Here is an 11,508-nt window from a genome sequence, read left to right on the forward strand (position 1 = left end):
CAACCCCTATTCAGGCGGTGAACAGCTCCAACAGGTCGTCGAGGCGCACCACGAGCAGAGCGCCCACGGCGGCGGCGACGAGCGCGAGCGCGACACCGGCCGGATGCGCCGGGGACGCACCAGCTACGGCCCAGGCGGCGAGCCCGATGCCGCCGGCCGTCAACAGGACGAGATTGCGGATCACGTGTGGCCGGCCGAGCGGCGTGACGGAGGCGCCGAAGCACCGGCACGGCGCCTGCCGCCCCCGGCGCAGGGCGGCGAGGATGCCGCCGGTCAGTGCGGCGAGCGTCCCCACGGCGGCCGCGAACCCCAGCGGTACGGTCCACGGGAGCGCCAGCAGGACGACCGCCGCGGCCTCCGCCGCCACCAGGGCGTGCGCGGCCATGACGGACACGGTTCGCGGCAGGATCTTGAGGACCACGATCGAGGACACGTACTCGTCGTACGCCGAGCGGCCGCGGACCTTCCCCGCGATCGCGACCGCGAAGACGGCCGCCAGCAGCGCCCGGCACATGATCATGAGATACAGCACGTCGTCACCCTCGCGTTCGGGGGCCGGCGGCGGCGGTGGACGCCGCCGCCGGCTCGCGTGTGCTGCCTAGCCGCCGCAGATTCTGAACGCGTAGCAGGACCCGCAGCGGGTCGTGCCGCCGGCGGTCGTGCAGATCTTCCTGAAGTCGGAACGCTCCCTGCAGTAGCAGTGCACGTACCACTCGGCGGCCGCCTTGGCGGACGCCTTCGGCACCAGCCGGTCGAGAATCCTGTCGCCGAGCTTGCCCAAGACAGCAGTCATGTTCGCTCCTTGTGTAGCGATGCGGTCAGGCCGAAACGCTATTCGGGGGAGATACAGCGGCCGATACAGCCGCTCTATACCTGGGCGGTGAGCAGCCTTTCCAGCACCGGATTCCGCCGCATCGCCGGATCGGCGAAGAGCTCCTCGGCCCTTCGGGCGTCCTCCACGGCACGCGGATCGCCCGCCGCCGTGCGGGCCCTGGCGAGCTGGCGGGTGCAGGCGGCGTAGCCGTACGCGTCACCGATCTGGGTGGTCAGCTCCAGGGCCCTGGCCAGGTCGGCCTCTGCCGCGGCGGGAGCACCGTCCCGCAGCCGGATCTCGGACCTGCTGAGCAGCACCTCCCACTCGTCCTCCCTGTTGCCGGTCTGCTCGCAGCGGGCCAGCGCCTCATCCAGCGCGGCCAGCGCCTTGTCCCGGTGGTCGAGCAGGCAGTAGGCACGGCCGAGCGCCGCCAGTGTGATGCTCTCGCCGGGCAGGTCGCGATCGGCCTTGCGGACCGTCAGGCACCGTTCGAAGCGATCGGCCGCCTCGGTGTACCGGCCCAGCTGGAGCAGGACCTCGCCCAGGTTGTGGCTGACCAGTCCGACGCGTTTCGACCCGTGCGCCTTGAGCAGCCGCAGGCTCGCGCTGATATGGCCGAGGGCCGCGCTGAGATCGCCGGTCTGCATGCGCAGCCAGCCGAGGTTGTGCAGCGCCATCCCTTCCTCCTCGCGCTCCCCCAGGTCGCGCCAGAGCCCGGGAGCCCGCCGCAGGAGGTTGTCGGCCTCCTCGACCTGGCCGGCCCGCCATTCCAGGAGCCCCAGTGTCGCGAGCGTGGCCGCCTCCGCGGCGCGGTCGCCGTCGCGCCGCGCCACCTCGATGGCGAGCCGCGCGATGGTCTCGAGCTCGCGCCAGTAGCCGCTCTTCATCGCCATGGCCTTGACCAGGGTCATCAGCTCGATGGCGAAGCGCGCCACGTCAGGTTCACCGCGCGCGGCCTGGACGGCGGCCGCGACCAGGCACCGCAGCTCCACGTCCAGCCATCGCACCGCCGCGGCGGGGTCGCCCAGGACCAGGCCGGGGTCGCGCCGGCTCTGCCTGCTCTCGCCGCCGGATCGCAGGTGCGGCTGCAGCAGATCGCGCAGCTGGTGGCAGAGGCCGAGGTACCAGTCCAGGGCGCGCCCCACGGCCAGGGCCAGTTCCTTCGGCGGATCATGGGCGGCGGCCAGCTCCGCCGCGAAGAGCCGCAGCAGGTCGTGCATGCGGAACCGGCTCTTGCCGACCGGCTCGATCAGGCGCGCCTCGACCAGCTCGTCGAGCGCGGCCTCTGCGGCCTTCTGGTCGGCGTCGACCAGCGCCGCGGTGAGCTCGACGCCCACCTCCGGCACCTCCAGCACGCCGAACAGGCGGAAGGCGGTCCTCGCGGTGCTCGTCAGGGTCGCGTAGCCGACCTCGAAGCAGGAGCGGAGGCGCAGGTCGGCCGCCTGCAGCTCGTCCAGCCGCCGCTGCTGGTTGCCCAGGCGCTCGTTGAAGCTCGCGAGCGACCAGTCCGGCCGGCCCGCGAGGCGGGCGCCGGCGATGCGCAACGCCAGTGGATGGCGGCAGCACCAGCGCGCGATCTCGGCCGCCGCCTCCGCCTCGGCGGCCACTCGCCCCTGCCCGGCCAGCAACGCCAGCATCCGCACCGACTGCTCCTCGTCGAGCAGCTCCACGGCGATCGGTACGGCGTCCAGCGTGGTGAGCGCCGTCCTGCTGGTGACCAGCGCCGCGCAGCCGCCGCCCGCCGGCAGCAAGGGGGCCACCTGGGCGGCGCCGACGGCGTTGTCGAGCACCACCAGGACGCGCCGGTCGGCCAGCAGCGACTGGTAGAGGGCGGCCGCCTCCGCCGGCACCGCGGGGACCTCGCCGGGAGGCACCCCGAGAGCGCGCAGGAAGCGGCCGAGCACCTCGGCGGAGCGCAACGGCGACAGGCCCGGCGTCGATCCCTGCAGGTCGACGTAGAGGTGGCCGTCGGGGTACCGGTCGGCCACCCGGTAGGCGGCCTTCAAGGCCAGCGTCGACTTGCCGACCCCGCCGGGGCCGTGCAGTGCCAGCACGGGCGGCCCCGCATCGGCGTTCAGCACGGTGTGGATCCGGGCGAGTTCGGCCGAGCGGCCCACGAACACGGTCGGCGCCCGTGGAAGCTGACGTGGCCGGGGCCGCCCGTCGTCGACGGGTTCCTCCGACAGGAGGGTGGAGTCCCTGCGCAGGATCGACTGCTGCAATCTACGCAGATCGGGGCCCGGGTCGATGCCCAGCTCGTCGGCGAGGACACGGCGGGCCGCCCCGAACGCGTCCAGCGCGCCGACCACGTCGCCGCTCTGGTACAGGGCCACCATGAGCTGGCCGTACAGTCGTTCGCGCAGCGGGTACTGCCCGATCACCTCGCGCAGCCGCGAGGCCACGGTCGCGTACCTGCCGAGGGCGAGCTGGATCTCCGCGTGCTCCTCCACCACGCTCAGGTAGTGGTCGCTGAGGCGGGCGACCACCTCCCTCAGGGTCGGCCCCAGCGGCACGTCCTCGGCCGGCATCCCCTGCCACAGCGCGAGAGCCCGGGTGTAGGCGTCCAGGGCGGCGCTGAGGTCGCGCCTGGCCAGCGCCTGGCGACCGTGCGCGGACAGCGCCTCGAACTGGAAGAGATCGAATTCCTCGGGCTCGACCCGCAACAGGTAACCGGCGTCCGAAGTGACCAGGCGCTCGACGGCCGGGTCTGCGGCGGGGGGCACCAGCTTGCGCAGCCGCATGAGGTAGGTACGCAGGTTCGCCACGGCGGAGCGGGGCGGCTGGTCGTCCCAGACCTCCGCCACCAGTGACCGGATCGGGACGACGTGGCCCGCCCGGGCGAGCAGCATGGCGAGCACGGTTCGTTGCTTGGGCGCTGTGATCACCGTCGGCGAGCCGCCGTCCTCGACCCGCAGCGGCCCGAGAAGCCGGAACTTCATGTCACGCCGGCCTACAGGGCCGACCCGCCCAACCGTCGCAGCGCGACCCCGAGCAGGCGATCGGCCTCGAAGAAGCCGCGCTGCCGCGAGTCGACGCTGTCGGGGTTGTCGCCGTAGACCACCAGCGCACCCGCGGGCACGCGGTCCCCATCTGCGCCGATTCCCGGCGGCACCGGGTCTCCCGGCAGGGCGACCGCCCGCTTGATGTTCCAGTGCCGGCCGTCCGCCCCGGGCGGTCCGGGCATGAACCGCCCGGCGGGATCCAGCGGCGGCTCGAGCACCACGACATCGCCTCTGGACACCTGGTCGATCTGGCGCCGCCGGACGAGCACCCGGTCGCCGTCGTTGAGTGTCGGGGCCATGCTCATCCCCTCGACGGTGACCACCACGTAGCGCCGGCGGGCCACCAATGCGCAGGCCGCCGCCACGACGACACCGGCGAGCAACCCCATGCTGATCAGCTTCATCCGCTCTTCCACCGCCGACCCCCAGGGAAGGTGATCTTTAACAGGTAAAGATCTCCGCTGGCTCTCGCGGCTGTCAACCAAGCTCGGTCGTAGGGAATGGGCTCACAGGAACAGGAAGCCGATCGCGGCGGCCGCGACGAGAGCGCCCGCCGGGAGGCAGCGCGTACAGTCTGTCCCATGGGACCCGTACTCGTCTTCGACGGAGACTGTGGATTCTGCACGATGTGCGTCCGGTTCATCCAGCGGCGTATGCGGACCCGGGCACGGATCACGGCCTGGCAGTTCGCCGACCTCGCCGAACTCGGCGTGACGCGTGAGCGTGCCCAGTACGAGCTGCTGTGGATCTCCGAACGCGGCGTGTACGGCGGCGCCCAGGCGGTGGCCAAGCTGCTGATCGACGCCGGGTTGCCGTGGAGCCCGCTGGGGCTGGTCCTGCGACTGCCGCCGATGCGCTGGCTAGGACACGGGCTCTACCGGCTCACCGCGAACAACCGGAGCCGCCTGCCCGGCGGCACCCCGGCGTGCGCGCTTCCCAGGGATGGGCAGACGCTCCAGCGGTAGGAACGCGGCCAGGCAGATCACGTGCGGCAGGAAGTGGATCGTGATCACCGCCCACGTCATCAGGTGGAAGCCGAGGAAGAAGGCCACACCTGCGTACAGCGCGCGGCCACGCAGGAACAACACGACCGGCGAGACCGTCTCGGCGAGCAGGACGAGCCACTGGCCGATGAGGAGCGCGCCTGGGATGTCCGCCACGAAGTGGCCGAGGAACGTGCCACGGCGGGCGATCGCCCATTGGAAGGTGGCGCCGTTCGGCCACTCCCATCCGCCGTGGCGGATCTTCGCGTACGCGGACAGGAAATAGGTGGCCACGACCGCGATCTGCACGCAGCGCACCGCCCATCCTGCCGCCTCCTCGCTGGTCCTGCCCACCGTGGGCAGCACGAAGAGGGCCACGATCAGTGCGAGGTGGTCGTGGTCGACCTTGCCGTACGACATGGCGAGCATGGCCCACTGCAGATAGCCGAGCGCCGCCACGTACCCCGCCGCGCGGGGCAGCCGACCGGTCGTCGCGATCAGTGCCGCGACGACGACGATCGCGAACAGCGGGTAGACCAGTGCCTGGGTCGCCCCAGGTAAGTGGAGCAGCCGCGCCAGGAGGACCGGCTGATAGACGGACGTGGCCTGCGTGTGCCCCCACACGCTGCCGGTGAACAACAGCATGTCCAGGGGCAGGAACAGATAGACGATGACCCGGAGGACGTCGATCCGCCGCAGCGGGATCGGGGGAAACCACCAGCGCTTCAGCGCACCGACCATGACACCCTCACAACGTTGCGGGTCCACGCCGGGCGCCGGTCCCTCAGCGTGATCACCTTGGTGATGACATGAAGTTTCGTCAGACGCGGAGCCTTCGGGTGGAGCCGGGCATATGCCTCGGCCATTTCCTGAAGTAGCGCCGGATTGTTGATATATCGGGTCAGCTGGCCCTCTAGTTCGGCGCGCCGAATCCCGACGTATGACGGCTCGATGGGAATCTCGAACCTCGCGCCCGCCGCGGTCTCCACCTCCATGAAGAGCGATTTGATCTCCCCATCAGGCGGAACGCTGAAGGCATATTGCACCATCGGCCCAAATGGGAACAGATCGTCATCGCCTGCGATCGTTCCGTAGCCGAGCGCGACGAGCACAGTTCCCGCCGCGATTAACCGTCCCGCCTTACTTCCCCTTGAAAGTGTTGCCCCCATGCGCCGCAAAGCTAGCAGAACGAAAGCCCTGATTGCCGCCAATCCGGATATATCACCATAGAAGGGCCTATGGACTATCCCCACCACAAGCGGACAAACCGCAATCAAAGAACATTAATCCCAAGAAGGCGCATATTCCACGGCCACGCCGGAGCCGCTCGGGACACCATCCTTCGCTGAGCGTCGAAGTATTTCCCGTCTAGCGTCGGCCCTGGGGCGCCCCGCCCCTGTCGTTCGGGGTGCTGTAGAACTTGTCCGGGTACGGGCCCCGATTCGGGAGGAAGGGGAGAACGTGACAGCGTGGGAGATGCTGGCCGTCTTCGCGGCGGGCGTCGGCGCGGGCGCCGTCAACACCGTTGTCGGCTCCGGCACCCTCATCACCTTCCCCGTTCTGCTCGCCGTCGGCCTCCCACCGGTGACCGCCGTGGTCTCCAACGCTCTCGGCGTCATCCCCGGCTCCATCAGCGGCGCCATCGGCTACCGGCGCGAACTCCGCGGCCTGCGCCGGCTCCTCCTGAGGCTGGGCCTCGCCGCCCTGATCGGCGGCCTCGCGGGCGCCGTGCTCTTGGTGACGCTGCCGGCCAATGCGTTCGACAAGATCGTGCCCGTCCTGGTGGGCCTCGCCCTCGTCCTGGTCCTCCTGCAACCGCTCCTCAGCAGGAAGCTGCGTGAGCGCCGCCGCGACACGACCAGCGGTCCGCCCCGCCCCGACGGCGGCCCCCTGCTCTTTGCCGGCCTCATGCTCGCCAGCGTCTACGGCGGCTACTTCGCCGCCGCTCAAGGGATCATCTACGTGTCCCTGATGGGCCTTCTCCTCGACGAGACCCTGCAACGCCTCAATGCGATCAAGAACGTCCTCGCCGCCGTGGTCAACGCCGTCGCCGCGATCTTCTTCCTGTTCGTCGCACACTACGACTGGACCGCCGTCGCGCTCATCGCGGCCGGCTCCGCCCTGGGCGGCCATGCCGGAGCCGCGCTCGGCCGTCGCTTCAGTCCCGCGGTTCTACGCGCCCTCATCGTAACGGTCGGCGGCCTCGCCATCGTTCATCTGCTCGTCCGCTGAGCCGACCCACGCCTGGGCCGGCAGGTTCCGCCTCCCGGCCACATGCGCGTGCGGTCGGCACGTAAGGTGCCGGAATGATCGGGATACCAGAGGCGTTTGCGCGGAGCACCATCGAGCGCGAAGGCGAGCCAGGAGCGGCGTGGATCGCGGAACTGCCCGGGATCGTCGAAGAGCTGCTTGAGCGCTGGGAGTGCGTGCCGGACGGCGAGGTCGGGCACGGGGGCGTGGGCGTCATCGTCCCAGTGCGGCGGCGGGCCGAGGGGACGGCTGTGCTGAAGGTGTCGTTTCCGCACCCCGGCAACGTCCATGAGCCTGACGCGTTCGCGGTGTGGGGTGGGCGCGGAGCCGTGCTGCTGTACGAGCGCGACGACGAGCGTTTCGCCATGCTGCTGGAGCGCGCCCGGACGTCGACCCTGGCGGAGGTCGAAGACGGCGAGGAGGTTCTGACGGTCGCCGGGCGGATCAGTCTCCGGCTGGCTGTCCCCGCACCGCCTGGCCTGCCCCGGCTGCGGGAGCGGGCCGACGCCTGGGAGGAGCAGTTGCGCAAGGATGCCGAGGAGCTGACGCACACGCTGTCGCGTCACGTGGTGGACGCCGCCGTGGCGACCGTCCGCGAGCTGGGGCGCGCCCAGCCGGACACCCTCGTCCACGGCGATCTCCACGCCGGGAACATCCTGCGCGCCGACCGCGAGCCGTGGCTGGCCGTCGATCCCAAGGGGCATGTGGGCGACCCCGCGTACGACGGCGGCACGCTGCTCAAGTCGCGGGCGCTGACGCTCCTCGAGGCGGACGACCTGCGCAAGGCCCTCCACCGCACGCTCGACGTCTTCGCCGAGGCCGCGGAGCTCGATCGCGAGCGCGCGCAGCGTTGGGCCCAGTTCCATGCCGTCCAGGCTGCGTTCTGGGGTCGCCGCCACGGATTCCGCATTGCCCGCAGTGGACCACGATTGGACTGGCTCACCGAATTCGCAGACCGCCTGGCGGAGTTGCTCACGGAACGCCCGTAGTCGCCCGCACGGCCCACCGTTCCCTTGGCCGTGCCTCCGGAAGGCGGGTCAGCGCTTGCGGATGATCGTGACGCCGTCGCGGAGCGGCAGCATCACGGCGTCCACCCGGTCGTCACCAGCCACCAGGTCGTTGAGCCCGCGCATGATCACGTGGCGCGGCTCCTGGTGGACCGGGTCCAGGACGCGCCCGCCCTGCAGGACGTTGTCGAGCACGATGACGCCGCCGGGGCGCAATCGGAGGAGGATCTCCTCGTAATATGCGGCGTAGCTCTCCTTGTCGGCGTCGATGAAGGCGAAGTCGTAGTCGGCTGTGGCGGGGAGGGCGCGGAGGCTGTCCAAGGCGGGACCGAGCCGCAGCTCGATCCGGTCGGACACCCCGGCCTTCTTCCAGTAGCGGGCCGCGATGGCTGTCCATTCGTCGCTGACATCCAGGGCCAGGAGGTGTCCGTCGGCGGGCAGCCCACGGGCGATGCAGATCGAGGAGTACCCGGTGAAGACGCCGACCTCGATGGCCCGCCGGGCGCCGGTGAGCTGGGCGAGCATGGTCAGCAGCGCGCCCTCGTCGTGGGTGATCTGCATGAGGGCCGCGCCGCCGGTGGCCTCGTTGGTCTCGGCGGCGAGCTCGCGGAGCACGGCATCAGCCGGCGTGGAGTGGGCGAGCGTGTAGTCGGCGACTGCCGGGTGCACGAGGTCCGCCAGGGGCGACCACACCACCTCCAGCTCCTCCTGGGTGGCGAAGCGGAGCAGGTGGCGGGTGACGACGTCCTGAACGTGCTCGAGCTGTTCCGGGGTGTCGGCTGTGGCCGTCATCGTGAAATATCCGGCTTCGGGGGTGAGGACGCACTGGCCGTGGCCCAGCGTGATGGTCCCGCGCCCGGAGTCGTCCAGCTCTGTCGTGACCTTGTGGCCCATGTGGGAGACCAGCTGCTTGATGTAGCGAGGTCCGCGAGCCGTCGTCACCGGTGCCGCAGAGATAGCCATGCCAACCACCTTAAGTGTCGAGTAGCGTCGACACTTTCTCGTACGGCAGCGCGGTTTGTCAAAGTGTTGAAAATTCTAGACACTTGCCTCCGTGGGAGACCCTTTCGTACTCAGCACCCCCGCCCACTTCAAGGCGCTCGGCCACCCGGTCAGGCACCGGATGGTCAACGTGCTGCGCCAGCGACCGGCCACGCTGGCGGAGCTGGCCGAGGTGATGGGCGCGGTCAAGGGCACGATCGCGTACCACGTCAAGGTGCTCCAGGAGGCGGGCCTGGTGCGCGTCGTGGACACCCGGCACGTCCGCGGCGGCAGCCAGCAATGCTTCGGCCTGGTCAGCGGCGCTTTCAAGCCCGAGTCCGACGCCGCAGAATGGCCGGAGTTCCTGATGAAAGCCGCGCTGGCGGAGATGACGCCGCCACGTGACGGGGACGTCGAGTCCACTTCGCTGCACCACCTCTGGCTCACCCCGGATCAGGCCGGCGCGCTGGTGGAGCGGCTGAAGGAGGTCCTGGCGGAACGGCCCCAGAGACAACCGGAGGCGGTGCCGTACGGCTTGCTGCTCAGCCTGTATCGGGCGGACATCCCGTCACTTCCCGATCAACCCACCGGCAAGGCCTGATCGCGCCGTTCGCCCTCAACGTGAGGATTGCGTGCGAAGGAGCTCGATGCCGAGTGGGGTCGCCTGATGCAGCATCAGGTTGGCCTGGCGGGTGCTGGCGATCAGCCCCGCCTGCCGCAGCACCTGGGCATGCTTGCTGGCGCTGGCCAGGGACGCCCCGGTCCGCCGGGCGAGTTCCGTCGTGGTGCAGTCCGGCGTGGCCACGATGCAGCGGAACAGCTCAGCACGGGTCCGGCCGAGCAACTCCACCAGGGGGTCTTTGACGGTGGCCGGCGGCGGGCTCCATCGCCGGGCGGGATAGACCAGGACGGGCGGGAGCCCTTGGTCGACCAGCGCGACAGGTGTGGTCCGGCAGAAGTACGAGGGGATGAGCGTCAGACCCCGTCCGCGAAGGTGGATCTCCCGGGAGTTCTGCGCGGCCCGCGAGGGATAGTCGGCCTCCAGGACCGGCGGCCTCCAGCGCATCATCGGGGGCAGATGGTCGAGCATCTGCTCCACGCCGTCGTCGGCGAGGTACCGGGCCAGGGCGGAGCGCTCCTGGCCCAGGGCGTGTTCCATTTGCTGCAGGTGGGGGGCGAACGCCGCCTGGCAGTAACCGGCCGCCAACCGGCCGAGGTCGCGGATGGCGCGCGGATCGCCGCGGGCGAGGCCGTCCAGCCCGGGCGGCAGGCCGTAGTAGGTCTGTACGAGGTTCAGCTCGTGGCGGATCTGCCGCCGCGGAGTCGTGACAAGGGCATCGACGCCCTGGTCGAGGCCCATCTGGGCTTCGGCGGGAGTGAGGAAGTCCGGGAAGTAGGGCCCCGACGGGGCAAGGGGGATCAGCACGTTCCGCACCTGGGCGAGCAGGCCGATCTCGGCGAGGTTGTCGCGGACCTGCCGGCGCCAGGCGGTCATCGCGGTGCTGCCACCTCGGGCTTGGAGGAGGTGCAGGCTCAGCACCATCTCCCACATCGGGTCAGGGCGGGGGGCGATCCGGACGCGGGCCAGATCCTCGGGAGTGAACACGATCTTCAAGGTCCCCATGGCCATGGGGACAGACTCACTCAGCCGGATAGCAGATGGGTCAACATGATGTTGTGCGTGCTCTCAGCCTGTCGTTCGGGTGGGTGGCTCCGCACGCGGGTCCACCCACCTGGGGCGGTGATCCGTCAGCCGATCTGAGACCACTTCCCGTACGCCGGCGGGTTCACAGAACCACGGGTCACACGAATGTCCTTCGTCCCCTTCTCGTCGTAGAGAGTAGGGTTCTTGTCCGTCGCGCTGCGTATCGTATTGTTTTCTATCAGCCAGTTCTGGTTGACGAACTTCGGGCTCTTGGGCCTGGTCACTACTTCGTTGGGGCCGAGACCTCGCTTTTCGAGGTAACGGCGGGTCTTCTTGTTCCTCAGGAAATACCAGCCCGGTTTGAGGCCAGGCTCGATGACCCAGCGCTGGTAGTCGCCGGCGTTGCACGCGATGGAGTAGACGTCTCCGCCGGAGTTGCTGTCGAGGCAGTGGTTGCTGCCCTGATTACGGAATTTCACGGGCGCGGCTGCCGAGGACGGAGTGGCACCGGCGGTGGCGGAGCCCGCGGCCAGGACGAGCCCGGCCGCCACAGCGGCGATGGCGATGCGCCTTCCATGTTCGATCATCGAAGGATGCCTTCCTGGATGTCGGCGATCAGTCCAGGCCAGTTCACAACACGCCGTTCCCGCCGGTCACCGTGTTTCAGCCGAAGCCGAAACACCCAGCTCACAGCCACGCGACCGGCACCCGTCGACTGAATGTCGATCGCGTTGCGATCCGGGCGACCCTTACGAAAGTAAGGAGGCGAACGGGTCTTTCGAGAGTGTCGGCCACAGTGAGCTCCTTCTTACGCTCCTGCCCATGA

General features: G+C 69.8%; 13 protein-coding genes. 4 read left to right on the forward strand and 9 right to left on the reverse strand.

Features of this window, described 5'->3' with window-relative positions; translation table 11 throughout:
- Positions 1-10: 10 nt before the first annotated feature.
- The 4 genes from ACIBVN_RS24265 to lepB form a co-directional block, all read right to left on the reverse strand.
- On the reverse strand, positions 11-532 hold the full coding sequence (locus ACIBVN_RS24265) for a MauE/DoxX family redox-associated membrane protein (RefSeq protein ID WP_397139891.1): 522 nt from the start codon (positions 530-532) through the stop codon (positions 11-13).
- Between the two features lie 66 nt (positions 533-598).
- Entirely contained in the window at positions 599-793 is a 195-nt protein-coding gene (locus tag ACIBVN_RS24270) for a hypothetical protein (protein WP_349452761.1), read from the reverse strand.
- 74 nt (positions 794-867) lie between these two features.
- Positions 868-3,753 carry a BTAD domain-containing putative transcriptional regulator gene (locus ACIBVN_RS24275; protein ID WP_397139893.1) on the reverse strand — a complete coding sequence of 962 codons (2,886 nt, stop codon included), beginning with the start codon at positions 3,751-3,753 and terminating at the stop codon, positions 868-870.
- A gap of 11 nt (positions 3,754-3,764) precedes the next feature.
- Positions 3,765-4,220, reverse strand: a complete 456-nt coding sequence (gene lepB, locus ACIBVN_RS24280; protein ID WP_397139895.1) for a signal peptidase I — start codon at positions 4,218-4,220, stop codon at positions 3,765-3,767.
- A 177-nt stretch (positions 4,221-4,397) separates the two neighbouring features.
- On the opposite strand from lepB, the gene ACIBVN_RS24285 reads away from it, so the two are divergent.
- Complete coding sequence (locus ACIBVN_RS24285) at positions 4,398-4,781, forward strand: thiol-disulfide oxidoreductase DCC family protein (RefSeq protein ID WP_397139897.1); 384 nt, start codon at positions 4,398-4,400, stop codon at positions 4,779-4,781.
- Here ACIBVN_RS24285 and ACIBVN_RS24290 read toward each other — a convergent pair.
- Together ACIBVN_RS24290 and ACIBVN_RS24295 are read right to left on the reverse strand one after the other, a co-directional pair.
- Positions 4,677-5,540, reverse strand: a complete 864-nt coding sequence (locus ACIBVN_RS24290) for a hypothetical protein (RefSeq protein ID WP_397139899.1) — start codon at positions 5,538-5,540, stop codon at positions 4,677-4,679. The two genes, ACIBVN_RS24285 and ACIBVN_RS24290, sit on opposite strands and share 105 nt — an antisense overlap.
- A complete protein-coding gene (locus ACIBVN_RS24295) occupies positions 5,525-5,911 on the reverse strand; it encodes a hypothetical protein (RefSeq protein WP_397139901.1) in 387 nt (128 codons plus the stop codon). Before ACIBVN_RS24295 ends, ACIBVN_RS24290 begins: the two co-directional genes overlap by 16 nt.
- Before the next feature lie 349 nt (positions 5,912-6,260).
- Here ACIBVN_RS24295 and ACIBVN_RS24300 point away from each other — a divergent pair, with 349 nt between their 5' ends.
- Together ACIBVN_RS24300 and ACIBVN_RS24305 are read left to right on the forward strand one after the other, a co-directional pair.
- The gene (locus tag ACIBVN_RS24300; RefSeq protein WP_397139903.1) at positions 6,261-7,031 is read left to right on the forward strand and encodes a sulfite exporter TauE/SafE family protein; all 771 of its coding nucleotides are present in this window, start codon (positions 6,261-6,263) and stop codon (positions 7,029-7,031) included.
- 74 nt (positions 7,032-7,105) lie between these two features.
- On the forward strand, positions 7,106-8,038 hold the full coding sequence (locus tag ACIBVN_RS24305) for an aminoglycoside phosphotransferase family protein (protein ID WP_397139905.1): 933 nt from the start codon (positions 7,106-7,108) through the stop codon (positions 8,036-8,038).
- Between the two features lie 48 nt (positions 8,039-8,086).
- Here ACIBVN_RS24305 and ACIBVN_RS24310 read toward each other — a convergent pair whose 3' ends face one another.
- Positions 8,087-9,019 carry a DUF2218 domain-containing protein gene (locus tag ACIBVN_RS24310; RefSeq protein ID WP_397139907.1) on the reverse strand — a complete coding sequence of 311 codons (933 nt, stop codon included), beginning with the start codon at positions 9,017-9,019 and terminating at the stop codon, positions 8,087-8,089.
- 91 nt (positions 9,020-9,110) lie between these two features.
- On the opposite strand from ACIBVN_RS24310, the gene ACIBVN_RS24315 reads away from it, so the two are divergent.
- Entirely contained in the window at positions 9,111-9,638 is a 528-nt protein-coding gene (locus ACIBVN_RS24315; protein ID WP_397139909.1) for an ArsR/SmtB family transcription factor, read from the forward strand.
- A 15-nt stretch (positions 9,639-9,653) separates the two neighbouring features.
- Here the strand turns inward: ACIBVN_RS24315 and ACIBVN_RS24320 are convergent, their stop codons facing one another.
- Together ACIBVN_RS24320 and ACIBVN_RS24325 are read right to left on the reverse strand one after the other, a co-directional pair.
- Entirely contained in the window at positions 9,654-10,667 is a 1,014-nt protein-coding gene (locus ACIBVN_RS24320) for an ArsR/SmtB family transcription factor (protein ID WP_397139911.1), read from the reverse strand.
- A 119-nt stretch (positions 10,668-10,786) separates the two neighbouring features.
- Positions 10,787-11,269 (reverse strand): RICIN domain-containing protein, encoded by a 483-nt coding sequence (locus tag ACIBVN_RS24325; RefSeq protein WP_397139913.1) that lies wholly within the window; start codon positions 11,267-11,269, stop codon positions 10,787-10,789.
- Positions 11,270-11,508: the final 239 nt, after the last annotated feature.

This window comes from Nonomuraea sp. NPDC049400 (genome assembly GCF_044466425.1).
GTDB lineage: Bacteria > Actinomycetota > Actinomycetes > Streptosporangiales > Streptosporangiaceae > Nonomuraea.

What these genes read in the sequence shown, in the direction of transcription:
- ACIBVN_RS24290 (WP_397139899.1), bottom strand. Translation starts at nt 5,540, where the DNA reads ATGGTCGGTGCGCTGAAGCGCTGGTGGTTTCCCCCGATCCCGCTGCGG.
- ACIBVN_RS24325 (WP_397139913.1), bottom strand. Translation starts at nt 11,269, where the DNA reads ATGATCGAACATGGAAGGCGCATCGCCATCGCCGCTGTGGCGGCCGGG.
- ACIBVN_RS24305 (WP_397139905.1), top strand. Translation starts at nt 7,106, where the DNA reads ATGATCGGGATACCAGAGGCGTTTGCGCGGAGCACCATCGAGCGCGAA.
- ACIBVN_RS24320 (WP_397139911.1), bottom strand. Translation starts at nt 10,667, where the DNA reads ATGGCCATGGGGACCTTGAAGATCGTGTTCACTCCCGAGGATCTGGCC.
- ACIBVN_RS24270 (WP_349452761.1), bottom strand. Translation starts at nt 793, where the DNA reads ATGACTGCTGTCTTGGGCAAGCTCGGCGACAGGATTCTCGACCGGCTG.
- ACIBVN_RS24275 (WP_397139893.1), bottom strand. Translation starts at nt 3,753, where the DNA reads ATGAAGTTCCGGCTTCTCGGGCCGCTGCGGGTCGAGGACGGCGGCTCG.
- ACIBVN_RS24310 (WP_397139907.1), bottom strand. Translation starts at nt 9,019, where the DNA reads ATGGCTATCTCTGCGGCACCGGTGACGACGGCTCGCGGACCTCGCTAC.
- lepB (WP_397139895.1), bottom strand. Translation starts at nt 4,220, where the DNA reads ATGAAGCTGATCAGCATGGGGTTGCTCGCCGGTGTCGTCGTGGCGGCG.
- ACIBVN_RS24285 (WP_397139897.1), top strand. Translation starts at nt 4,398, where the DNA reads ATGGGACCCGTACTCGTCTTCGACGGAGACTGTGGATTCTGCACGATG.